Annotated in this window: 19 protein-coding genes; 11 read left to right on the plus strand and 8 right to left on the minus strand. The window is 49.2% G+C overall.

The window, feature by feature from the left end:
- Nucleotides 1-135: 135 nt before the first annotated feature.
- Nucleotides 136-798 (minus strand): class D sortase, encoded by a 663-nt coding sequence (locus tag AR543_RS07345; protein ID WP_227871857.1) that lies wholly within the window; start codon nucleotides 796-798, stop codon nucleotides 136-138.
- Between the two features lie 402 nt (nucleotides 799-1,200).
- Between AR543_RS07345 and AR543_RS07350 the strand changes: the two genes are divergently transcribed.
- Nucleotides 1,201-2,565, plus strand: a complete 1,365-nt coding sequence (locus AR543_RS07350) for an alpha-L-fucosidase (protein ID WP_060533136.1) — start codon at nucleotides 1,201-1,203, stop codon at nucleotides 2,563-2,565.
- Nucleotides 2,566-2,683: 118 nt separating this feature from the next.
- Nucleotides 2,684-3,325, plus strand: coding sequence for a LysE/ArgO family amino acid transporter (locus tag AR543_RS07355; protein WP_060533138.1), 642 nt, complete (start codon nucleotides 2,684-2,686; stop codon nucleotides 3,323-3,325).
- A gap of 25 nt (nucleotides 3,326-3,350) precedes the next feature.
- Here AR543_RS07355 and AR543_RS24610 read toward each other — a convergent pair whose 3' ends face one another.
- The 4 genes from AR543_RS24610 to AR543_RS07370 form a co-directional block, all read right to left on the minus strand.
- Entirely contained in the window at nucleotides 3,351-3,632 is a 282-nt protein-coding gene (locus tag AR543_RS24610; protein ID WP_162495394.1) for a hypothetical protein, read from the minus strand.
- Nucleotides 3,633-3,680: 48 nt separating this feature from the next.
- Complete coding sequence (locus AR543_RS07360; protein WP_060533140.1) at nucleotides 3,681-4,553, minus strand: sugar phosphate isomerase/epimerase family protein; 873 nt, start codon at nucleotides 4,551-4,553, stop codon at nucleotides 3,681-3,683.
- A gap of 104 nt (nucleotides 4,554-4,657) precedes the next feature.
- On the minus strand, nucleotides 4,658-5,515 hold the full coding sequence (locus AR543_RS07365; RefSeq protein ID WP_060533143.1) for a sugar phosphate isomerase/epimerase family protein: 858 nt from the start codon (nucleotides 5,513-5,515) through the stop codon (nucleotides 4,658-4,660).
- Nucleotides 5,512-6,573 (minus strand): Gfo/Idh/MocA family protein, encoded by a 1,062-nt coding sequence (locus AR543_RS07370; protein ID WP_060533145.1) that lies wholly within the window; start codon nucleotides 6,571-6,573, stop codon nucleotides 5,512-5,514. Before AR543_RS07370 ends, AR543_RS07365 begins: the two co-directional genes overlap by 4 nt.
- A gap of 248 nt (nucleotides 6,574-6,821) precedes the next feature.
- Between AR543_RS07370 and AR543_RS07375 the strand changes: the two genes are divergently transcribed.
- The 7 genes from AR543_RS07375 (at nucleotide 6,822) to AR543_RS07400 (ending at nucleotide 15,726) form a co-directional block, all read left to right on the plus strand.
- Nucleotides 6,822-7,694 (plus strand): AraC family transcriptional regulator, encoded by an 873-nt coding sequence (locus tag AR543_RS07375; protein WP_060533147.1) that lies wholly within the window; start codon nucleotides 6,822-6,824, stop codon nucleotides 7,692-7,694.
- 99 nt (nucleotides 7,695-7,793) lie between these two features.
- The gene (locus AR543_RS07380; RefSeq protein ID WP_060533149.1) at nucleotides 7,794-8,018 is read left to right on the plus strand and encodes a hypothetical protein; all 225 of its coding nucleotides are present in this window, start codon (nucleotides 7,794-7,796) and stop codon (nucleotides 8,016-8,018) included.
- 121 nt (nucleotides 8,019-8,139) lie between these two features.
- Nucleotides 8,140-8,298 (plus strand): hypothetical protein, encoded by a 159-nt coding sequence (locus AR543_RS24230; RefSeq protein ID WP_158523941.1) that lies wholly within the window; start codon nucleotides 8,140-8,142, stop codon nucleotides 8,296-8,298.
- Between the two features lie 206 nt (nucleotides 8,299-8,504).
- Nucleotides 8,505-10,004, plus strand: a complete 1,500-nt coding sequence (locus AR543_RS07385; RefSeq protein WP_060533151.1) for a methyltransferase domain-containing protein — start codon at nucleotides 8,505-8,507, stop codon at nucleotides 10,002-10,004.
- Nucleotides 10,001-12,628 (plus strand): polynucleotide kinase-phosphatase, encoded by a 2,628-nt coding sequence (locus tag AR543_RS07390; protein WP_060533153.1) that lies wholly within the window; start codon nucleotides 10,001-10,003, stop codon nucleotides 12,626-12,628. Before AR543_RS07385 ends, AR543_RS07390 begins: the two co-directional genes overlap by 4 nt.
- Nucleotides 12,629-12,665: 37 nt before the next feature.
- The gene (locus tag AR543_RS07395; RefSeq protein ID WP_060533155.1) at nucleotides 12,666-13,895 is read left to right on the plus strand and encodes an RtcB family protein; all 1,230 of its coding nucleotides are present in this window, start codon (nucleotides 12,666-12,668) and stop codon (nucleotides 13,893-13,895) included.
- A gap of 535 nt (nucleotides 13,896-14,430) precedes the next feature.
- Nucleotides 14,431-15,726, plus strand: coding sequence for an MFS transporter (locus tag AR543_RS07400; RefSeq protein WP_060533157.1), 1,296 nt, complete (start codon nucleotides 14,431-14,433; stop codon nucleotides 15,724-15,726).
- A gap of 324 nt (nucleotides 15,727-16,050) precedes the next feature.
- Here AR543_RS07400 and AR543_RS07405 read toward each other — a convergent pair whose 3' ends face one another.
- The 3 genes from AR543_RS07405 to AR543_RS07415 form a co-directional block, all read right to left on the minus strand.
- On the minus strand, nucleotides 16,051-16,896 hold the full coding sequence (locus tag AR543_RS07405) for an SDR family oxidoreductase (RefSeq protein ID WP_060536681.1): 846 nt from the start codon (nucleotides 16,894-16,896) through the stop codon (nucleotides 16,051-16,053).
- A 271-nt stretch (nucleotides 16,897-17,167) separates the two neighbouring features.
- On the minus strand, nucleotides 17,168-18,280 hold the full coding sequence (uxuA, locus tag AR543_RS07410) for a mannonate dehydratase (protein ID WP_060533159.1): 1,113 nt from the start codon (nucleotides 18,278-18,280) through the stop codon (nucleotides 17,168-17,170).
- Between the two features lie 66 nt (nucleotides 18,281-18,346).
- A complete protein-coding gene (locus AR543_RS07415) occupies nucleotides 18,347-19,282 on the minus strand; it encodes an AraC family transcriptional regulator (protein WP_060533161.1) in 936 nt (311 codons plus the stop codon).
- 302 nt (nucleotides 19,283-19,584) lie between these two features.
- On the opposite strand from AR543_RS07415, the gene AR543_RS07420 reads away from it, so the two are divergent.
- Nucleotides 19,585-20,502: a PD-(D/E)XK nuclease family protein gene (locus AR543_RS07420; protein ID WP_060533163.1), complete on the plus strand. Its 918-nt coding sequence runs from the start codon at nucleotides 19,585-19,587 to the stop codon at nucleotides 20,500-20,502.
- Nucleotides 20,503-20,605: 103 nt separating this feature from the next.
- Nucleotides 20,606-24,073 carry a PAS domain S-box protein gene (locus AR543_RS07425; protein ID WP_060533165.1) on the plus strand — a complete coding sequence of 1,156 codons (3,468 nt, stop codon included), beginning with the start codon at nucleotides 20,606-20,608 and terminating at the stop codon, nucleotides 24,071-24,073.
- The last annotated feature ends 6 nt before the right edge of the window (nucleotides 24,074-24,079 follow it).

Here is a 24,079-nt window from a genome sequence, read left to right on the forward strand (position 1 = left end):
ATATTTAAAGTGCAAATAATGGTGTATTTTATGGGTAAACCAAAACTTACTGATTGGTTATAATCACATAGTACCACAGCGATAATTCGACTAAAAGCGTCAAACGCTAATGTACGCGAAATGAATAAAGTGACATTAATTTGTATGATTGTAGACGCGTATCGCATGTACTATAAGTCGATGAGTAGGGTTGATAAGTGGGTCGCAAGTCACCAGTGTTAGTTCCTCGGACTGATGATCGCTATCCAGAACAGATACTTCGGTCGGTTCCACAATTCGGATGCGATCGACCTGGTAGTTATACTGCTGACCGGACGATTCAATCTGGATCGAGTCGCCGACTTTTACTTCTCCCAACCGATTAAATAAACGACCGGTTTTGTGAGCGCGGTGGGCAGCAACAGCAAAGTTTCCTTTTTGTCCCAGTTGATCGGTCTCGGAAATGTGAACAGCGGCACTACGCATATTTTCACGAGTGGCACCTTCTATAATTGGAAGTTCGACATTGATCACAGGGATGCGTATGACTCCCAGAATTTCACCATTTACTAGTGCTTCCGTCTTACTATTTATATTATCGGCAGAAGACCCCTCATTTAGTAGAGCATTTACCTCTGAATAGCTATTTTTTAATTTTTTTGTCGTATTCTGATGAGAAATGGCAGCTGCTTGCTCTGCCTGATTCAAAAGACGCTCTTGCTGCCAGTCGTCATACCACTCATTTGCCTGAGGATAGATCATCACCAGGATACCTGCAATGATCAGCATATACGCCCACTTTTTCATAACTGTATTCATCCTCCTGCCATTCAATTTGTCGAAAAGACAAAGCTAATTTCAAGAATAACACACTATAGGCAGGATATAAAAAGGATAAATATCGTATACATATTAATACCCATATACTGTAATTAAATATACAATTTATGGAATTTTAATCTGAACGATTTAAGAATTTATGCTATCTTGAGAATTTGAAAATTGATTTGTAAAATTCAATATTCTGGCTCGGTAGGCATAATAATAATGATACAATGTAGATAGATAATAACATTATGATGTTTGATCGGATTGGGCTTGTGAACAATAAAAAAGGCCATCATGCAGAATAAGCCACAATAAGAAAATGTACATACATATATTCAGTCAGCGTAGATACAAAACCAATCTAAATCGTATAAGTGAAATGGAGATGGGTGTATGAATACGGGACATGATAATAACAGCAGGCACGATAGATCGGCGTCTGCAAAATGGTTCACGGATAGCCGATATGGATTGTTTATTCATTTTGGACCTTATGCACAGTATGGCCGCGGGGAACAGGTGCTGTTCCGAGAACATCTGGATCATCAGGAATATGCCCAGCAGGCGTGTAGCTGGAATCCGGAGCATTTCAATGCCACGTTATGGGCACAGACAGCCCGCAAAGCAGGAATGAAATACGCCTGTCTGACAACGCGCCACCATGATGGATTCTGTCTATGGGATTCACAGTACACGGACTATTCTACAGCTGCTCAGGCATGCGGGCGTGATCTGGTACGTGAATTTGTCGAGGCATTCCGGGCAGAGGGACTGTATGTTGGACTATATTATTCGTGGATGGACTGGCGGATTCCAGCCTTTTTTGACGGACCGGAGAAAGATCCGGACGGTTGGCAGGCGATGAAAGAATATATGCATAATCAAGTCGAGGAACTGCTGACCCGGTATGGACAGATTGATCATTTTTTCTTCGATGGGGTATGGCCGCGAACAGCAGAGGAGCTGGGCAGTATAGAGCTGGTACGCCGAATGAAAGAGCTTCAGCCGGGTATACTGGTGAATAATCGCCTGGGTCCGTCGGAAGGAACACGTACTTACGCAGATGGTGGCGCCGGCGCTGGCGATTCGGAAGTGCTGGGTGATTTTGGTACGCCGGAACATCAGATTGTGCCTGATCCGAACCGGTTATGGGAGTCCAACCAGGTCACTACTTGGCGTCTATGGGGATATGCTGCCGGAGAACGCTGGCGGTCTGCAGATATGTTGCTGGATATGCTATGCGAATGTGCAGAGAAAGGCGGTAACCTGCTGCTCAATGTCGGCCCCCAGCCGGACGGCCAGCTGCCGCCGGAATTTGTACAGCGAGCGCTAGAGATTGGAGCATGGCTGGAAGTACATGGTGAAGCAATATATGGAGCGGATGGTGGCGATCTGATCGAGTTTGTTACACGGGGAAGACAGACCACCAGTGGGAACCATCTGTATTTGATTATTCGCTTCTGGGATGGGAAGCCGGTGCTGCGCCTTGCCGACCTGATATCGCGAGTAACACGGGTGACACTGCTCACGACCGGGCAGGAGCTGGAATTTGAGCAGCAGGATCAGGTACTATGGATCAAAGGACTGCCAAAAGAGCGTCCGACAGCTCTTTTCCCTGTTATATGGGTGGAGTGTGATGGTGTGCCGAAGAGTAATATATGGGGGCAGCAGCGATTGTGGCAAGGCGATCCATCGCGAATTGCGGACTGGGCGAGAACAAGAGGATCATCGGTGTATGCGGATGGAGAGAAAAGATAGGCATGAGCAAAGGAAGATTCATTTTACAAGGTACTAAAAAGTAAAAGAAACACTATTGCAGTATGCAGTCTGTTGATCCCACGCTACACTGGTATTTGTGAACAAGGGGGAGATACAAATGGCTGGTGTTATACTGCATGCTTTTATATTGGCACTGGGATTGATTCTGCCGCTGGGTGTACAGAATGTGTTTATTTTTCAGCAGGGAATGGTACAGCGTAGATGGTGGAAAGTGTTGCCCGTAGTAATCACCGCTGGATTATGTGATACGCTGCTGATCAGTCTGGCTATCGGCGGAGTATCAGTTCTGGTGCTGGGACTACCATGGGTTAAGACGGCACTGATGCTGGCCGGAGTGCTGTTTCTGCTGTACATGGGGTATGTGACGTGGAAAAGTGCCGACACTGTCCAGACAGCTACGGCAGCAGATAGAGAAGAGCAGCCAAACAAAACGGCAGCTCTGCCCGCGCGCAAACAGATACTATTCGCGCTGTCGGTATCGCTGCTTAATCCGCATGCCATCTTGGATACGATCGGCGTTATCGGAACGAGTTCGCTTCAGTATGAAGGTCAGCAAAAGCTGGCGTTTATGTGGACCTGTATTATCGTTTCCTGGCTCTGGTTTGCCGTATTGGCTGCGGCAGGAATGGCAGTAGGGGTATTTGACCGCAGCGGACGCTGGTTCTACTGGCTAAACCGTTGTTCGGCGCTGATGATCGGGGTGATCGCTCTTTATTTGTTAATATCGTTAGGAAGATAGAGTACCGATCAAGGCGATCGTTAACTCAAAAAGCTGATTTCATCGCTGTCAGACAGTGGATGAAATCAGCTTTTTTTGTATATGGATAAATAATGATCTGGCTATAACCAGCCTGCATATTTAACATAGCTTTCATTATACGCATATAGGAAAAGCTGTGACAATTAGTAGCAGTAGCAGTAGCAGTAGCAGTAGCAGTAGCAGTAGCAGTAGCAGTAGCAGTAGCAGTAGCAGTAGCAGTAGCAGTAGCAGTAGCAGTGACAGGAATAGGAACAGTGACAGTGGTAGCAGGTATCTGGATTATCACGCTACATGCCGTGTCTACTCATTATGCTGCCTTTTAAGCTCTACCATTTTATACTTTGGCTTTGAATCCCTGGATAAACTCAACGGCCTGCCGAATATCCTGCTCCGGTTGTTGACCAACTTCACGTTCAATCGTCAGGTAGCCAGTATAGCCAATATCCTGCAGCGCTGCGAAGTAGGCTTTGAAATCGACCTGTCCTTCACCAAGTGCTACTTCCTGGAAGCCGATACTGCCATCCTCGAACGCTGCGACCTGTTCATGGCTCAGATTGCCGTATACATCATGCGGATTGACCTCGCGGTTACGAATGCCGTCTTTGACATGGGTATGCACGATGTAATCCTTAAGCGTGTATACACCCTGTACGGGATCGTCTCCGGTAACCATGACCATATTGGCCGGGTCAAAGTTTACGGCTACGCCTTTGCTGTCCAGGGAATCGAGGAACTGCTTGAGCCGAGCTGCCGGTTCCGGACCTGTCTCAATTGCAAAGTAACCGCCCATCGAAGAAGCGAATTCAGCTAGCTCATTACAGGCTTTTTGCATAATAGTATATTCGGGCGCATTGGTATCTTCCGGTACAATGCCGATATGAGTCGTTACAATTGGAGTGCCCAGTTCCAGAGCGAGTGTGAGTATTTTTTTGGATTTTTCGATTTTCCAGATATTGTCCTGCTCATTCTGGAAGCCGTTGCCGCCAAAGTCCGCACATAGCGCCGATACTTCCAGCCCCAGTCCATCCAGATACTCTTTGAGATCCAGGCGGCGGTCGATGCCCAGATTATCCGGGTCCATCACGCCTTCGGTAGCCCAGATTTGTACACCGTCTGCGCCGACTTCTTTGGCTTTGAGCAGATTCTCGCGAAGCTGCAGTTTGAATGCGTCTGCGATGACGCCGATTTTGCCAAGTTCTGTTGTCATGGAATCACTTCCTTCACAGTTTTAGTAAAAGAAATACAGGGCTGTCGGTCGGCAGGGACAAAACGTATATTGTCCGGAACAGAGCGATAGCTGCTTGACGCAGACTAGACCTCGTCCCAGATCCGTTGTACATTTTCCATGCCAATCCGGGCGCCGGTCATGCCATCTTCCATACCTTCGAATTCAACCGAGATATACCCGTCGTATCCGGAAGCCTTGATCGTGTGCAGAATCTTCCACATATCCAGATCGCCCTGCCCGATAATGGCACCGCGCAGATAGACACCGCTCGTACTGGTGAACCAGCCTGCTCCCGGATTGCGATGAGAAGGACGCAGATAAAAGTCCTTGATATGCACCATGGACGCAAACGGCAGATTTTTCTGCACGGCAGCTACCGGATTTTCGTCTGCACATACAAAATTACCCACATCCAGGGTTGTTTTATAGTTAGGGCGATCTACAGCCTGAATAAGAGCCTGTACCCGATCGGCATGCTGGATCAGAAAGCCATGATTCTCCACACTGGTGGTTATCCCGTAATTGGCAGCATGATCGGCGACCCGGCGGCAGGCATCCGCCAGCCGACCTAGATGGCGGTTAAAATTGGCAATCGACACATCCGGCGAGGATGCTACATCATGACGCATCAGCTTCACGCCGAGTCGTGCAGCAATATCGACTTCACTGATTACCCGTTCAATCTCCCTTTCATAGGCATCGGGATCATCGGTCAGAAAATTGGCGCCGATAGCATAATTGGACAGCTCAATCCCCTGCTGACGGGCACGTTCCACAATCTGCAGAGTCAATTCCGGATTGTCGGACAGACTGTAGCTGAGCGGCACAATCTCGACATGCTGACCGCCCAGCTCTGCCGTATAATCGATCACATCCAGCACGGTCATCGCACCGGAGCTGAGTGAGCCGTGAAGGCTGTACGTACTGAGTCCCAGCTTCACAGGACCACCTCCCGGCGCAGACGAGCCGATTCATAAATGGCAGTCAGCATCCGCATCATCTGGACGCCATCTTCGACCGGACTGATCGGCTGGCTGCCGGTACGTACACATTCGATAAAGTGGCCAATCTCATTTGCAAAAGCCCCTTCAAAATGGAAGCCTGGATGATCGGTCTGCGGCTGGATATTCAGCACGGTGTTGTATTTCTCGGTCGTAATGGATACTGCAGGATCGACCTCAAATCCGCCTTTGCTGCCATACATGCGGATCATGCCTTCATTTTCCTTGGCATGAAGACTGAAGCTGACGTCTACCATGAGTGAAGCGCCATTTTTGAAACGGATCATGACATTCGCCATATCTTCCACATCATTCTTGGTGGCGTCATAATCGGAAGCCTTGTAATGGGACAGATGCTGAATATGAGCACGATTGCCCAGCTCATAATACGTATTGCCACTGACCGAAAAGGGTTCGGGACGTCCCATCAAATACCAGCACAGATCAATAACGTGTACACCGATATCGATTACCGGTCCGCCGCCGGAACGTTCAATATCGCTGAACCAGCCGCCAGGATTGCCGAAGCGGCGGATATATGAAGCTTTGGCATAATAAATATCTCCAAAATCTCCCTGATCGCTGAAATGCTTGAGCATCTGGGCATTATCATCATAACGGCGGACAAATCCAACCATGAGCAGCTTGCCCGATTCACGGACAGCGGCCTCGATCTGATGAGCTTCTTCCATCGTGCGGCAAAGCGGTTTCTCGACGAGTACATGCTTGCCAGCGCGCAGAGCGGCGATGCTAATCTCGGCATGGGTGTTGTTCCAGGTACAGATGCTGACGGCATCAATCTCCGGATCGGCGAGCAGTTCATTGTAATCGCTATATGCGCGTGCACCTTCATATTTGGCAGCGACGGTTTTGGCACGTTCTTCATTTTTGTCGCAGATGCCCAGAATGCTGACGCCCTCATGCTTGGCATAAGGCTTCAGATGATACTCCGAGATGTTGCCGGTTCCAATGACTCCAATACCAATCGTTGTTTTCATATGCAGATTCTCTCCCATTCAGCGGAATATGTAGATTGAACCGATTATATAATCGGACTGCAGGCAGGGTCATGAATGGATTTGCGGTTTATTTGCACAATTGTGCTATCCCTGATTTTTACGTTATAGTTAATGGTGAAAAGAAAACCTACATATGTTGTAATTCCAGCGGAAATCATTGGATGACGTTCGGTAAGCCATGCCTTGTGGAGAGGGCGGTATCGAACGTGATCAGAGGAGGATGGTCCATGAACTGGCCGGTTGATTTGCAGGAACCGATGAGTATGCCTGACCCTTATTTTCCAATCAAGCTGAATTTCTGCAAGTCGTATGAATATGGCCAGGTGATGTTCCCGCATCACTGGCACCGTCATATGGAGTTTCTGTATTTTGAGAGCGGCGAAGCGATCATTGAATGCAACGCCGAGCCAGTACATGTACGGGCCGGTGATCTGATTGTGCTGAACAGCAATGATCTGCATCAGGGGACCAGTCTGTCCAATCATCTGATCTATTATGCATTGATTGCCGATCTGAATTCGCTGCAGAGTCCTTCGCAGGATGCGGTGGAGACAAGATTTATTACACCGATGACCCAGAGCAGACTGCTGTTCCAAAGTCATATTAGTGGAGATCAGCGGCTGCAGCGCTGTATGTCAGAGATCGTCGAGGAATTCCGCAGCCGGGAGATTGGACATGAATTATCGGTCAAATCGTATATGTACCAGCTGTTATCCCTGCTGGTGCGCGGTTATGTTGCCAATGTCTCAGACTGGAAGCATACCGAGCACCGGATGAAGAATCTGGAACGTTTTACGCCTATTTTGCAGTATATTGAAGAGCATTATGCCGAAGAGATTACGATCGATCGGCTTGCCGGATTGGCAGGACTCAGCCGGTTTCATTTTAGCCGGTTGTTCCATGAGTTGACCAACCGTACAGTAACCGAATATATTAACCGGGTACGAATCAACCGGGCAGAGTATCTGCTGCTGAATACGAGCATGACTGTATCGGAAGTAGCCATGGCTGCCGGATATAACGATATTTCATATTTCAGTCGTACATTCAAAAAATACCGCAATTTTGCGCCTTCCGAGACGCGGATGCTGCTGTCATAAGATTGATTCTGTGCCGCAGGATGACCGATACGGTTTGCGTGGAGAAAATAACTTGAAGAATTGTGCTAATTTACAGATGGATCAGGGGGAGAAAAAAGAATGAGTGTGTTAAGTACGTTGTTATGGGGCGGCATGATTTTCCTCGTGCTGTCTGTACTGCTGAGCAGTCAGATACTCGGCGGTGGATATGCCCGATGGAATATGGATGAACAGGCGGCAGAAGTCTATCAGCAACGCAAAAAAGTACGTATGCGCTGGGCACTTCGCTGCGTATTGGTGGCCCTGATTCTGTTCACTGCCGCACTGCTCGTATACAATCTGTAAACGAACCGACGTTGACAGAATCTGGATAGCCGTATTATGATGTTGACAATTCAAAGGCAGTCCATGCTATTCATGGCAGCCTGCTATACCCAAATACCAATGAACAGGAGGTCGTGAGAAGATGATGCATAATCCCGTATTGCCCACAGAGATGACACAATTGGAACAGCCAAGTTATGAATTGCAGCAGAATAGTCTATATTCCAAGTATGAGCGATTCACTCATGGACAATTACGGCAACGACAAATCATCCTCACCGGACCTCCAGAGATCGGGTAGCATTACCACTGTATGCTTAGATGTATACTGCACCCGTGTAGAAATTCTGGAATTACATATGTGAACGATCCTTTGCCTGAGGATATACGTGCAGTCAGCGTGTACCCAGGCAGGATATGCTGAGCAGATACCGGCCGTGGACTGAGGAGTCCACGGCTTTTTTTTGCGCAGTTGGAGAAGCAAGAGCAGGAGAGGAGCAATATACGATGTATTTAACTGTAAAAGCAGCAGGTCCCCATGCCGGGATGATTTCGCATCTGCTGGCCAAAAATCCGCATAACCGATATGAGCGCAATGAAAAAGGTGCCAGAGTGCGACTAATTTATTCGGCATTTGCTGAAGACAAGATCGAATTTACTATTTTTGCTACTCCCGATCCAATCGATCTGGTCAAAGGAAGCCCGGACAGCTACGATATTACCCAGTACATCAACGACCGTGAGTTTGTTGTGAGCAGTCTGTTTTGCTCGTATATCCGCCCTGCACTGGGCACCGCATTGAACGGCAAACCCAAAGCGGATTATGCGGATTGGGTAGATTACGCTTTTCCGCTGGAAGTAACATTTGGTCCGGTGGCCTCGAATCTGCCGGATGCTGTCGTAGAATCGCTGTTCACCGCTCTCGGTTATGAGGTGGATATTGAGCGGGGCGCTGCTGAATATACCTTTGACCTGAAAAGCCGCAGCAGTGTCCGGAATATACGCGTGACCGGACAGGCGACACTGCAGCAGATGCTGAGACAGCTGTTTATCCTGATGCCGGTACTGGACGATTACAAGCATTATTATATCGGTGCAGAGGAAATCGATAAGCTGCATCGCTATGGGGAAGGCTGGCTGCAGCATCATCCGCAGCAGGAATTGATTATCAAAAGAGCGCTGCGATTCGCGCCGCTGATTACCGATTATCGCAAGTTGGCAGGAGAGAAAGCGGCAGCTGTGGATATGCTTGGTACAGGTACAAATACAGATATCACCGCTGTACAGTATCCGAGACACGAACAAGCGATATCAGAGATCAATGCCTTACAGTCGAATATAGCAGATACAGCGGCATCTGCTGTAGATAATCAAAAGCAGACTGAACCGCCTGTACGCCTGAATGAACTGCGTTATCAGGCTATCGTAGAACAGGTGGCCGGTCTGCTGCACCGTCGCAGTGTAGTGGACTTTGGAGCAGGCGAAGGCAAGTTATCTGTACGTCTGGCCGGGATTGCGGGAGTGGAGCAGGTCTGGGCTGTCGAGCCTTCGGCCTATACCGGTCTGAGAGCACTGGAACGCTTTGGCAAGCTGGAGCAGGAAAATTCTTCAGTCGTTCCAAGGCTGGTGACCGGTTCACTCTTTTACCGGGATGATCAATGGGCGGGACAGGACGTAATCATTTTGTGTGAAGTGATCGAGCATATCAATGAACATCGTCTCCCCCAGGTCATGACTACATTGCTGGATGAGTACCATCCTGAGACGCTCATTATAACTACACCGAATCGTGAATATAATGCCGTCTATGACATGCAAGAGCAGGAGATTCGTCATACCGATCACCGGTTTGAGTGGACGCGTGCAGAACTGGCAGATCACTGCCGGGAATGGGTATCCGGACGACCTTATGAAGTCAGTCTGCATGGTATCGGAGAAATCTCGGACATACACGGACAACCGACCCAAATGGCGATATTCCGCCGGAAAGGAGAATCATCCCAATGAATCAGCAATCCCCAAACAAACATATCCAGCTGCCCCATGCAGGCATTATTCTGCTGATGGGAGCTTCCAACAGTGGCAAAAGTACCTGGATTCGTTCCCTGATGGAGCAGGGAGTGATCGGTCCGAATGAAGCGGTATCTTCCGATCAGTTCCGCGCTGTCGTCGGCGATACGGAGCATATTGATTGGCGGCGGTCGTCCCGCGATGAAAGTGAAGTGTTGTACCAGCAGTATCGCCTGATCTCGGACAAAGCTTTTCGTGTTATGGAAGAGATTATCCGTTCACGCTGTCGGCTCAATCTGACTACATGGGTCGATGCGACGCATCTGCATCCGGAAGATCGTGCTGTCTATATTGAAATAGGGCGCAGATATCATGTGCCTGTTACGATTATTGCATTGGATATTCCCGAGAAAACGCTGCTGGAACGGGATCGCGAACGTGAACATGCTCGCGGCCGGCAGCGGGTTAAGCAGCATTATCAGGTATTCCGCAAAAATATATTCACTCTGAAAAGTGAAGGCTTTCGGGCTGTCCATATTCTAAAACCTCAGGATATGGCATCCGTTACTTTTGAACGAAAAGCCAATCCGCTGATTCACGATCTCGATCACGGTATAGATATCATTGGCGATATCCATGGATGCTATGAGGAGATGATAGAACTTATCCAGCAGCTGGGCTATGAGCCGGATAAAGACGAAGTATATCGTCATCCCGATGGCCGTCAACTGGTATCGGTCGGTGATATTATGAGCCGCGGACCTCGCTCCATGGACACCATGCTGTTCTGGCAGCGCCAGATTGCGGCTGGTCAGGGACTTATGGTTGACAGTAATCACGGCTGGAAAGTAGCGCGTTATCTGGAGGGTCGCAAGGTTACGATGAATCATGGTGACGAGAAATTCGCTGCCGAGCTGGAGGCTTATGGAGCCGAGCATGGAGCGGAAGCGATGAAGCTTCTGCAAAACTCGCTAAAAGATATGCTTATGTCTGCTCCGTCGCATCTGGTCTTCCAGCGTAACGGTATTCGCTGTCTGGTTGTGGCCCATGCCGGAATACAGGACCGCTTTATCGGCAAACAATCACGGCGTATCGACGACTATTGCCGCTATGGCGATGTATCTGAGACGGGTGAAGATGGCCGTCCTGTTCGCAAAGACTGGTTTACCGACCATACCTCGGGTGAGATTATTGTATGGGGGCATGATCCGCGTCCACAGCCTACCGTTGTGAACCGGACCATTAATATAGATCAGGGAGCTGTATTTGGCGGCAGATTGACAGCGTATCGTTATCCGGAACAGAGGTTTGTAAGTGTGGAAGCGAAAGAAGATTATGCCCAGGACCCGGACAGTCCGCTCATCCGGTGGCAGAAGCGCCGCTTTGCTGCACCGAATCTGCGCCAGTTTATCGATGGATATACGGTACTGACAGACAGCTATGGAGAGATTGGCGTTCGCAGTGAATTTGTCAAATCGGCACTGGATTCGACTTCCCATTACACAATACCGCTGGAAGAACTGGTCTATATCCCGCCGACCATGACACCACCTCCTGTTCCGGCGGAAGCAGAAGGCTATCTGGAGCACCCGGCAGAAGCGGTAGCCTATTACCGTTCTCGCAATGTTACCCGGCTGGTAGCGGAGAAAAAGCATATGGGCAGCCGGGCCATTGTACTTCTGTTCCGCGATGAACATGCAGCGGTGCCTTATGTGGGTCGTCCGCTGGCAGGTACTATTTATACCCGTACCGGCAGAGCCTTTTTTCAGACAGAACTGGAACAGATGGTTATCGGACAGCTTCGGGACGATCTGGTCCGGGCAGGCTATTTTGACCGTTATGCTACCGACTGGGTGCTGCTGGATACCGAGATTGTGCCATGGAATCTCAAAGCACGTGAATTGATTGCTTCCCAGTATGCCCATGTATCCGAAGCGGCTGATATGGACCGCAGCTATATACTGAAACGTCTGCATACCGCTCGGGCCGAAGGACGTGAAGTGGATGACTGGATCACAGAATGCACAGCCCGCCAGACCAATGCGGATATTTTCCGCGAGACGTTCCAGAAATACTGCTGGGATACTGAAGGAACAGAAGGGCTGCGTATTGCACCATTTCATATTCTCGCTCACAGCAGCGGTTCCCTCATGGATCGTTCACATGAATGGCATATGCAGCATGCGGCAGAACTGGCAGCATATTCGTCTCTGTTTATGCCGACCGAATACCGGGTCATGGATATTGACAATGATCCGGACAGTGAACAGGAACTGATCCGCTGGTGGATAGAAATGACCGAAGATGGACATGAAGGAATCGTACTCAAACCGGAGTATATGACCATGTACGACGGCGATCGGCTGATTCAGCCTGCGATCAAGGTCAGAGGCCGCAAGTATCTGCATATGATCTACGGAATGGATTACTTGCAGCCGGAGCATCTGACCCGACTGAAGCAGCGCAAAACGCGCAAAAAAGAACGTCATGCACTGATGGAATTTGCACTGAGTCTGGAGTCGGTGGATCGTTTTGTCCGCCGGGAGCCGCTGGAGCGTATGCATGAATGTGTACTGGCTGCTCTAAGTCTGGAATCGGATGCGATCGATCCAAGGCTGTAAATATCAACTAATCCGCAGGAATAAAGGAGTGTAATCAATGGCATTTCAAGTTATCGATGGTGTACGTGTCTGGGGGGAACCCGATCCGGGAGCACTCAGTCAGGCGGTGACCTGCTCGCGTACCGGCAATGTGGTACAGACGCTGCTAATGGCAGATCATCACAAAGGCTACAGTCAGCCGATCGGTGGAGTAGTGGCGTATCGCGGCCAGATTTCTCCTTCTGGTGTCGGTTATGATATCGGCTGCGGCAACAAAGCGGTTTGTACCAATTTAATGGTAGCAGACATTCGTCCGCAGATCGCGGCAATCATGGACCGGATTGCTGCCAGTATTTCCTTTGGCGTAGGAAGAGTGAATCAACAGCGGGTTGATCACGAATTATTCGATGATCCAGACTGGGATGTATATACAGCTGCCGCAGGCCGCGAAGCGCATGACAAATTAAAGCGTCTCGCCCGTGAACAGCTGGGTACAGTGGGCAGCGGTAACCATTATGTCGATCTGTTTGAGGAAGAAGCAACCGGACGGCTCTGGATCGGCAATCACTTTGGTAGCCGCGGCTTCGGTCATAAAACAGCGAGCGGATTTCTGAATCTAGCAGCTGGACGTGATTTCCTTGGGAAAGCGCCGGGAGAACATATGGACCAGCCGCCGGTGCTGCTGGATCTGGACAGCGAGCTGGGAGATATGTATTACCGGGCGATGAAGCTGGCTGGCCGGTATGCTTATGCCGGACGTGATTATGTAATTGATGAACTGTTGAGACTGCTAGGTGCGCAGGCGGATTTTGAAGTGCATAATCACCATAACTTTGCCTGGAAAGAACAGCATGACGGGCAGGAGACGATCGTCGTGCGTAAAGGAGCTACACCATCTGCGCCGGGTCAGCTCGGATTTATCGGCGGCAGCATGGGGGATATCTCGGTGATCGTCAGCGGCAAGGACAGCGCCGAGAACCGGGAAGCCCTGTACAGCACAGTGCATGGAGCCGGGCGAATCATGAGCCGCACCCAGGCTGCTGGCAAGATGAACTGGAAAACCCGTACACGCTCTGGTGGTCAGGTAACACGCGAGCAGATGAAAGAAGCAGTAGCAAGCTTTGGAGTGGAACTGCGCGGAGCGGATACAGACGAGAGTCCTTTTGCTTATCGCAAGCTGCAAACCGTACTGGATGCGCACAGCGAGACGCTCGATATACTGCATGTGCTCAAACCAATCGGCGTATGCATGGCAGGTGCAGATGAATTTGATCCGTACAAAGATTGAATAAATAATGAAATAAAAATAAATAGTTATAGATAGATCCCTTATTTTATATCCGGAAAAGAGTGAAGCATCCATTACGCTTTGCTCTTTTCTTTCTATAGATACACAATCAGGGCAAAAGCAAAGAGGAGAGAATGAGTGGATTTCTTGAAACGCAAAAATGATATAATTACACTTAATTACGTTATTTTTATATGGATAAATCGATAATGATCTATTAGTATAGTATCCAGATGGATAATAAACTGGTGAATTAGCTTTAATTTTTGTCTGGTCAATATGTACTATCCATGCGATACTTAAAATTGACAAAAGCGAAAAGAAAATCATATACTATTTCTAATTCTATTTAATGGATATAATTACTATTAAAACAATTTAATACCATACATATTTAGTAAACTTATTGCATAACTATACATCCTAGCGTATTCAGACTGATTGTTTGATTTTAATTTAAAGCGCTTCAACTTGATAACTAAGGCATATCCATTTATTTAGAAGATCAAGCATCGTTCAGAAAGGGATGGGGTTTTTGATTAGAAAATCGTTTTATATGTTATGGGGCACACAGACCGTATCGAATATTGCGGATATTGTGTACACGCTCAGTCTGGTAACGCTGGTATTTACGCAGAGCGGTTCACTGCTCACCACGATTTTTATTCCGCTGTTTCGGATGCTGTCCAAAATGATTAGTGGACTGGTTGCACCGCTGATCATGTCTCGTCTTCGCCTGACATCGATTCTGATGGGTTCGCAGCTGGGACAATTCGTGATTTTTACCGGACTGATCTTTTATTTGTGGCTAAGTCCCGAAGTATCGTATCCGATTATTTTTCTGGCTGTGTTCGGGATGTCCTTTCTTGATGGATGGACCGATCCTGCCCGCAATGCACTCATTCCGAGACTGGCAGAGGATGAAGGTCTGATGAAAGCCAATGGGCTCATGTCGGTGAGCGATCAGGTGGTCAAGTGCTCAGGCTGGGCGCTTAGCGGGGTGATTGTTGCTGTAATCGGCGCAATCCCGACGATGTGGATTGCATCGGTGAGTTATTTTCTGGCCATGTTTTTTACCGCCTTTATCCGTGACCCTTATGCAGCTGCTGGAGTTCAGGCGGCTGACAAGGTATCTTCTGCAGCGTCCGGTGCAGGTGATGTGGCACGCAAGCCATCTTACGGAGAGCAATTGTCCGAAGGATGGAAAATTCTCGCTACCAATCGGCGTATTCGCACACTGGCGATTGTCGATAATATCGATACGCTGGGAGGCGCAGCCTGGCTGGGGGCATTTATTTTGGCTTTTGTCGTGGAAGTGCTGCATCAGGATGCTAGCTGGTGGGGCTTTATGAATACGGTATTTTTTATCGGCTCGATAGCCGGAGGCGTATTTATCGTAGCCCGCGTCAAAAAGCTGCAAAAAAATGCGTATCTGTGGATGCTGTTCAGCCTGCTCGCTTATGTGATCATTACCTTCTTCTTTGCCTTTAACAATGTTCCGATGCTGGCGCTGATTCTGTTCGCTGTATCCGGACTGCCGGTACAGATTGCCGGTATTATCCGGCGTACATTGATCCAGCAAAATTTGACGCCGGCAGAGACACCAAGCGCGATGTCTGCTCTTAGTGTGCTGAGTAATTTCACTTTTGCCATTGCCATGCTGCTGTTGAGCTGGATCGCCGATCGGTATGGGATGCGGGATATGTATGTAGTAGCAGGTGTAATGACGACAGCTGCTGTAGTCATCGGATTCGTATACCGCTCCGCATTCCGTGAAGAATCTTCTCCCGCGTATGCGTCAGAAGAGAACGTAGCCGTAAATAAAGCTTGAGTACCAAGCTGATTCATAGAGCGGCAGAACAGAATTTCTATCCGCAATACAAGCAGCATTAATAGGTGGAAACGTATAATAGCAGAAGCATATAAAGGAAAAGCGAGTATGCATAAGCATGTATAAAAGCAGGTAGCAAACATATGCTATCTCTCCAGAGCAACCGACTTTTTGGCGGGCTCAAACTGTCCAGTGAAATCAACAGAATAATAGATATACAAAAACGAAGCAGACCGGCGAACGGTGCTGCTTCGTTTTGGTATACTTTTATAAAAAGATATATCAGATCCTATTATAATGCCAATCATTCCTCGATCCTATGATTTATACACCGGAATAGGCCATAAATCCGCCATCGACCGGTACCACAATCCCTGTCACAAATCCCGAGGTATGCGTATCGGCCAGCCAGAGCAGCGTGCCGAGCAGATCTTCCGGCACACCGAATCGGTTCATCGGTGTATGAGCCAGAATTTTCTCGGATCGTGCCGTGAGTGAGCCGTCGTCATTTTTGAGCAGCTTCTCATTTTGGGTAGTCAAAAAGAAGCCAGGCGCAATCGCATTGACCCGGATTCCCGCATCGGCAAAATGAACAGCCAGCCATTGGGTGAAGTTGTTGATCGCTGCCTTGGCTGCACTGTAAGCCGGTACTTTGGTCATTGGCGCAAAAGCGCTCATCGAAGAAATATTGATAATTGTCGCGCCGGGACGACCAGTCATATGACGCGAGAACACCTGTGTCGGGATCAGTGTACCTGTCATATTCAGATCCAGCACCTGACGGAACCCATCAATCCGGATATCGTAGAACGTTTTCTTCAGCTCGTCATTGAGGTCTTCTTCGCGGAAGCCCTCTTCGGTCGTATTGGCATCCGGACGATTACCGCCGGCTCCATTAATCAGAATATCGCACGGACCGAGTTGGGTCGTAACCGCAGTCTCCGCGAGGATTACGCTGTCTTCGGAAGTGACATCGCATCCGACAGCGATCGACTGTACGCCCAGCTGGCGAATCTCTTCGGCCAGCTGTTCGCCTTTTTCTACGGTACGGTTGAGAATAGCAATGTGGCAGCCCTGATGGGCAAGTTCCAGCGCCATCGCACGGCACAATACACCGGCTCCACCGGTAATCACAGCGACTTTCCCTTGTAATCCTTCGTGCAGGGGCAAGGGAAGGGAGCGGGTATCGGTAGGCGGCTCATGTTCCTTGGCTTCGACCGAATGAATAACTTCACGCAGCGTTTTGTCGACCAATGCATTGCCGGTAGAGGGAGCTGCCGGAGCTGTCGGCAGATTTGGGATATCGGAAGAAACAGGCTGTACCGGCGTGTAATCAGTATTCACAGGAACAGGAGTCCCTATACCGGAATCTGCTTCCGTATAGCCTGGTTCTCCGGCTGCGCCTGCAGCAGACATTTGTGCAGTTACCCGTGGATCAGATTCATTCATCACGAATCCCTTCCTTTCGGCCCGGTGCAGCTGCAACAGGGTGGTCGCGGCGATACTGCAGGGAATCCCATAATCCCCACAAATACATAATGCCGAGTGCACGGTCATACAGTCCATAACCCGGACGGCACTGCTCGCCCCAGAGATGGCGTCCGTGATCCGGTCGACAGTATCCAGTAAAGCCTTCTTCGTGATAAGCCTGCACAATACCGGCGATATCCACTGTCCCATCGATCGTACGATGCGAGGTTTCCTGGAAATCGCCGTTGTCTTCCACCTTGACATTACGGATATGTGTAAATGGAATCCGGTCCGCAAATTCATGGATCATCGAGATAATGTCATTATCCGGATTGGCACCGAGTGATCCGCTGCATAGCGTTATTCCGTGTGCTTTGCTATCGTACATACCGAGGAAGCGGCGTATATTATCCTGACTGCGAATAATGCGTGGCAGCCCGAAAATCGACCACGGCGGATCATCCGGATGAATGGCCATCTGAATACCATTAGCCTCGGCGACCGGAATAATCTCATCCAAGAAATACTGCACATTGCGCCACAAATCCTCTTCCGTGAATCCCTGATACGCCTCAAATAGCTCGGTCAGATGAGAGAGACGTTCCGGCTCCCAGCCCGGCATGGTCAGTGCCGAGTTGGACTGAATCTGCATAACCAGCTCAAACGGGTCCATATTCTCGATTCGGCTGTTTTCGTAAAATAAAGAGTTCGATCCATCCGGCAGCGGATGGTGCAGATCGGTACGAAGCCAGTCAAAAATCGGCATAAAGTTGTAGCAGATCACTTTGACACCGGCTTCACCCAGATGTTCAATCGTCTGCTTGTAGTTGGCGATATAGCGGTCACGGCTGGGAAGTCCCAGCTTGATATCCTCATGGATATTAACGCTTTCCACGACTTCAATATGTAAGCTATAACGCTCGCCGAGTTGCTTCATCTCCTGCACGCGTTCCCGCGGCCAGACTTCGCCCACGGGAAGATCATGCAGGGCCCAGACGATACCTTCCACGCCCGGAATCTGACGTACCTGGTCCAATGTAATGGTGTCATTATTCTCACCGAACCAGCGAAATACCATTCTCATACGGTTCACACTCCATCTATTGATATGATGCTGCGCATGGATGCCTTGGCCGGTTGTGTGCTTTATTTATACACCTGCCTCCAGCGGTTGACGCATCTGGAGATGGGTTTTGCGGTAATGACTTGGCGAGATACCCGACCAGCGCTTGAACTGACGGCTGAAATGGGCGATATCCCGGTAGCCGAGTGTCGTCGCAATATCCTGAATAGACATCTGCGGATCAGCGAGCAGCAGCTTGGATTTGTGCAGTACCAGATTGGACAGATAGCTGCGCGGCGAGATCGCAAATACCTGATGAAAAATCCGGTTGCAGTGCGATGGACTGATACCCAGCTCTGCTGCAATATCGTCGATTCCGTAATGGGAATCAGGACGCTCGGCGATCTGGCTTGGATTGCGGTTCACAATACCCTGCAAACGGGCGGCAATCTGATGGGCAAGCTCCATATGCGCATAGGTTGAAGGAGATACCTGCGCCGCTTCATTCAATAAAATTTCCCACAGTACGCTGAACAGCTCAAAAGAAGCAGCCTGCAGGCGTATCCGGCGGGTAATCATATGCTGGCTCTCATGCTCGGCAGCCTGCACAAGCTTCATGATGCAGGGCTGAATCTGCTGCGCTGCCATGCTGTCCTTGCGGAACACCAGCTGGTGCAGACGCTCCAGCAGAGACAGGAATACCCGATCATTCATCTCAAAATGAATACATACATAGACCAGTGACTGATCTCCGACACTGCGGCTTGTATGAGGAATCCCCGGCGGCAGGATAACGACATCCCCGGCCTGTTGGGTATAGCTGTGTGTACCCGCTCTCATTTGCTGGGTGCCCTGCAGCACATAATTAATCTCATACTGGTCGTGCTTGTGGCTCGGGCATTCCCAGTCCCGGCTAACCTCCCGCAGATGAATCCCCAATAGATTAACCGTCGTCTGTACGTCCGGGCATATGGTCTCAGACAGGCTGATTCCCCATTCCGGTGATATAAAGGAAGTAGACATCGATAACCTCCAATCTCACATTTTATGCTTGATAGAGTGCTGGTGTAACAGGCTTGGATGAGTTGCAGAATATCGTGATAAAATAGATATGGGTAATTTTACTAGTACTATTAATCCCAGCATACATGGATATCATTAAAAATGAAAGGGTTTTCATTAATAACATTGAAATGAATACGGACGGATGTATGAACTGTTAGCAGCTCTTTGTCGCTATCGCTAAAGAGTTATCGCAAAACCTCTGGTATAATGGGTATAATTACGATAAATCTCTACAAGTATCTACAGAAAGGCTGTCTGGCATGGCACAATACCCGCAATGGTCCTACTCACAGTCCAGGGCCAATATGTTTGATGAATGTCTGCGCAAATATTACTTTCACTATTATGGTTCTCATAACGGCTGGAATGACCGGCTGGGCTCGGAAGAGCAGGTGCATGCCTATCGGCTGAAGCAGCTGCGTAATTTTTATCTGTTGTTTGGCGATCTGGCGCACCGGATGTGCGAATCGGCGCTGCGGCAGTGGGATGAATCCAAAAGTTCTCCTCGTCCCGAATTTTTATCAACGACGATACGCAAGCTACTCAACGATGCCTATGTACAATCCCAGGATCGGGAAGGCTGGCTACGCAATCCCAAGCATCATATGATGCTGTCCGAAATCTACTATGGCGACGATACCCTGAACAGCCGTATTGCCACAATCCGGCAGCGGCAGGAAGAATGTGTACGCCATCTTTATCATAATAAGACCTGGCAGGAAATTACCGGCAGCAAGGTGAATATTCTGGAGATCGAGAAATGGGATACGATGATTCTGTTCGATACCAAAGTCTATGTCAAAATGGACTTATTATATCGAAAAGAAGATGGTACAGTAGTCATTGTGGACTGGAAAACAGGCCGCGAAGATGATTTCTCCGATCAGCTATATCTGTATGCTTCCTATGTTCAGGAAAAATACAATATGCCTCTGGAAAAAATACAAATCCGTGTAGAGTATCTGGTTACCGGAGAACATCAGGAATACAGCGTAACCCGCGAGGATATCTCCAAAGTCGAACAAAACATCGGCAGGTACATTGAAGAAATGCGCTCCTGTCTGGATGATGATTATTATAACCGGCCCAAACCGGAAAGCTATTTCACCGCGATGCCATCTCCGCGCAAATGCAAAGAGTGCAATTTCCGTGAAATCTGCAAAGACCGGGCAGTCTGAACACTGGACTGTCCGTATACTGTCACAGCTGAATACACAGACAGTTGTACGGAAAAAATAACCGCTACACTCAAGGCATTACCATTCAAAGGAGGATTGGTTCGTGGATATTTCGTCTGCACCCGGCATGTCCTTACTCACACATATATATAAGCATACTCCGCAGGGAGTTGCGATCTTCTCGCCTCAAGGTGAATGTCTGCAGGTCAATCCCGCTTTTTGCCGTTTACTGGATTATGAAGAGGAAGAATTAAAGCAATTCCTGAATATACAGCAGCTGGCGGATAGCTGGCTGTATCAACAGCAGACAGACCCGATCGAGCGGCGTCTGATGCGGCATGACCAGAATATGATCTGGTTGTCACTACAAGCTTCACGCTACCCGGATGTTCCGGAACAGCAGCTGGAATATCTGGTGTTGTATGCCAGTGAAATTACCGACCGCGAAGAAGAAGATCTGTATACGATGGTCGCTCGTAATGCTTCGAGTGTCGTATCGGTCAGCTTGCCGGATGGTACGATCAACTATGTATCACCTTCAATCAAAAAAGTACTTGGTTATGAACCTTATGAAGTGATGAATTCCAAGCGGATGGAGTATTACCATGAGCAGGATGCCCAGGATATGCTCCTTCCGGGACTTATGTATAACGACAGCAAAACGTTTATTCGCCGTGCCAAACACAAGGATGGGCATTATCTGTGGATCGAGGTCTTCACTCAGACCATGCATAATGCAAACGGCGAAGTAGAGCGAATCCTCAGCATTGCCCAGGATGTCACCAAGCGCAAAGCCCAGGAAGATATCGTCTCCCGGGCACACAAGCTTGCCCAGATCGGCGCCTGGGACTGGGATATGGTCAATAACCGGATTCATTTCTCCAAGGACATCCGCCGGATTTTCGGTAATGTAATGAAACCGGTAGAGCTGAATACCGATTCGTATATGTCCACGATTCATCCCGACGATGCCGATCATGTCATGAAATGTATTATGGATGCGCTTCATGATGGCACGAATGGAGAAGCACTGTACCGGATCATACTGCCAGGCAATATCCAAAAAGTCGTGCAGGCTTACTGGGAAGTCATTACTGATAAAGCTACCGGTACGCCACTACAGATTATTGGTATCGTGCAGGATGTAACCGCCAATCACCAGATGAGCGAGCAGCTTCGTCAGAGCGAGCATAATTACCGTCTGATTACCGAGAATTCGCTGGATATGATTTCCCGGCATTATGATGATCAGGAATTCACTTTCCGTTATGTCTCTCCGGCCAGCATGATTATTCTGGGCTATGAACCGGAAGAGCTGATCGGCAGTTCCTGCTTTGAGCTGCTTCATCCCGAGGATATCGACAAAGCGCGTCGCTTCCTGGAAGCGATCAAAGGCAAAGGCAGTCAGCACGATACGATCATCTTCCGTTATCGGCACAAAAAGGGCCATTATATCTGGTTCGAGACGCTGAGCCGGTATGCTTATAATGAACAGGAAGGCAGCTACGGCTATACGTCGGTCTCCCGTGATATTACAGAGCGCAAATATCTGGAAATGGTGCTGCGTGACAGCGAATATCGCTACCGTTCACTGTTCGAGAACAATCCATCCGGCGTATGCGCGATGGATCTTCAAGGACACTTCCTGTCAGTTAACAGCAGTCTGGAAGAGATTACCGGATTTTCCCGGCATGAGCTGATCGGACGCCGGATTTTCAACTTTTTCTCGGCAGAGGACCTGGGCAAGATCAGGCATCATGCGCGCATGGCAGCAAAAGGTGTTCCGCAGACCTACGAGATTTCCGTACCACGCAAAGATGGTTCCTTTTTCCCGGCAGATGTGATCAATGTGCCGATTATGGCAGATACCGAAGTTATAGGACTGTACGGGATTATTACCGAAACGACCCGGCTCAAGCAGTATATCAGCCAGATCGAAAAGCTGGGTAATGAACGCGCGCTGATTCTGGACTCGGTCTCCGAAGGCATATTCAGTGTGGATGCGGAAGGCCACGGTATATTTATCAACCGGGCTGGTGCGGAAATGCTAGGGCTGGTTATACAGCAGCCGGATAGTCAGGGACTGTACAATTCCCATAGCTGGAATCAGGCACTATACGATGTGGATATTCTGAACGAGCAGTCGCCGATTATTCAGGCGATCCGGCAGGGTACACCGCATCAGGAGGAAGAGACCGTATTTTGGAAAAATGACGGCTCCAGCTTCCTCGCCGCGTACCGGGTAACACCGGTATACGAGCAGGGTGAATATCGCGGAACCGTTATCGTGTTCCGGGATATTACGGATGAAAAGGAAATTCTGCGTGCCAAAGAATCTGCGGAAAAAGCGGATCGTGCCAAATCGGAGTTTCTGTCGGTGATGAGCCATGAACTGCGTACGCCGATGAACGGCATTATGGGCATGACCGGTCTGCTGGCGGATACCGAGCTGGATGAACAGCAGCGCAGTTATCTGGAGATTGTTATGAATAGTAGTGAGACCCTGCTGCAGCTGCTGAATGAAATACTCGATTTCAGTAAAGCGGAAGCCGGTATGCTCACGCTGGAACCGGAACCATTCGAAACGACAAGGGTAATGGATTCTGTCGCCGAGCTGTTCCAGGTGCGCGCGTCCGAGAAAGGAACACTGCTTGCTGTCGAAATCGCTCCGGAAGTGCCGGATATACTTGTCGGAGATGCCGGACGAATTCGTCAGATTCTGATCAATCTGGTAGGCAATGCCGTGAAATTCACCGAAGAAGGACAGATCACTGTCTCGGTTCGCGCACTGGAACGTTCCGAAGGACAGACCGATCAGCCTGGAGAAATCTGGCTCGAATTTGCTGTACAGGATACCGGAATCGGAATTGCCCTGCATCAGCAGCATCTGCTGTTCCAGCCATTCTCCCAGCTTCATCCGGTCTGGAATCGCAAATATGGCGGCACGGGTCTTGGACTATCGATCTGCAAAAAGCTCGTAGAGCTGATGGAAGGCAGTATTGGCGTGATCAGTGAGGAAAATCAGGGAGCCGTGTTTCGGTTTGTATTGAAGCTGGGCACCGTCACTGCTGCTCAGCCAGATGATACTTTGCTGGCGCCTTCCGTGATTTCTGCCGACAATCGTTTATTGCAAGCGACTGTAGCCCATCCAACGGCTCATCATCCGGAACTGCGCATTCTGATTGCCGAAGATCATCCATCCAACCAGCGAGTGCTGCTTTCGATGCTGCACCGGGAAGGATACACGGCAGATCTGGTGGTAAACGGGGAAGAAGCGGTTCAGGCTTGTCTGGATCAGACATACGATCTGATTTTTATGGATGTACAGATGCCAGGCATGAATGGACTGGAGGCGTCCCAGATTATACGGGGGCATTTCAGTAATGAGCAGACGCCGATCATTATCGGTGTAACGGCGTTCGCCCGCCAGGAAGACCGGGAACGCTGCCTGTCTGCCGGTATGCATCATTTTGTCAGCAAGCCGGTGATGAATGCGGAGCTGCAAAGAGTACTGCAGGAGAGTACGGATATGCTTCGGCTCCGTCGTCCGGTCAGCGACCCTCAGCTATAAAGAATA

The sequence above is a fragment of the Paenibacillus bovis genome, assembly GCF_001421015.2.
Taxonomy (GTDB): Bacteria; Bacillota; Bacilli; order Paenibacillales; family Paenibacillaceae; genus Saccharibacillus; species Saccharibacillus bovis.

What these genes read in the sequence shown, in the direction of transcription:
- AR543_RS07390 (WP_060533153.1), top strand. Translation starts at nt 10,001, where the DNA reads ATGAATCAGCAATCCCCAAACAAACATATCCAGCTGCCCCATGCAGGC.
- AR543_RS07370 (WP_060533145.1), bottom strand. Translation starts at nt 6,573, where the DNA reads ATGAAAACAACGATTGGTATTGGAGTCATTGGAACCGGCAACATCTCG.
- AR543_RS07360 (WP_060533140.1), bottom strand. Translation starts at nt 4,553, where the DNA reads ATGACAACAGAACTTGGCAAAATCGGCGTCATCGCAGACGCATTCAAA.
- AR543_RS07395 (WP_060533155.1), top strand. Translation starts at nt 12,666, where the DNA reads ATGGCATTTCAAGTTATCGATGGTGTACGTGTCTGGGGGGAACCCGAT.
- AR543_RS07355 (WP_060533138.1), top strand. Translation starts at nt 2,684, where the DNA reads ATGGCTGGTGTTATACTGCATGCTTTTATATTGGCACTGGGATTGATT.
- AR543_RS07350 (WP_060533136.1), top strand. Translation starts at nt 1,201, where the DNA reads ATGAATACGGGACATGATAATAACAGCAGGCACGATAGATCGGCGTCT.
- AR543_RS07420 (WP_060533163.1), top strand. Translation starts at nt 19,585, where the DNA reads ATGGCACAATACCCGCAATGGTCCTACTCACAGTCCAGGGCCAATATG.
- uxuA (WP_060533159.1), bottom strand. Translation starts at nt 18,280, where the DNA reads ATGAGAATGGTATTTCGCTGGTTCGGTGAGAATAATGACACCATTACA.
- AR543_RS24230 (WP_158523941.1), top strand. Translation starts at nt 8,140, where the DNA reads ATGATGCATAATCCCGTATTGCCCACAGAGATGACACAATTGGAACAG.
- AR543_RS07345 (WP_227871857.1), bottom strand. Translation starts at nt 798, where the DNA reads ATGAATACAGTTATGAAAAAGTGGGCGTATATGCTGATCATTGCAGGT.
- AR543_RS07415 (WP_060533161.1), bottom strand. Translation starts at nt 19,282, where the DNA reads ATGTCTACTTCCTTTATATCACCGGAATGGGGAATCAGCCTGTCTGAG.
- AR543_RS07375 (WP_060533147.1), top strand. Translation starts at nt 6,822, where the DNA reads ATGAACTGGCCGGTTGATTTGCAGGAACCGATGAGTATGCCTGACCCT.
- AR543_RS07380 (WP_060533149.1), top strand. Translation starts at nt 7,794, where the DNA reads ATGAGTGTGTTAAGTACGTTGTTATGGGGCGGCATGATTTTCCTCGTG.
- AR543_RS07385 (WP_060533151.1), top strand. Translation starts at nt 8,505, where the DNA reads ATGTATTTAACTGTAAAAGCAGCAGGTCCCCATGCCGGGATGATTTCG.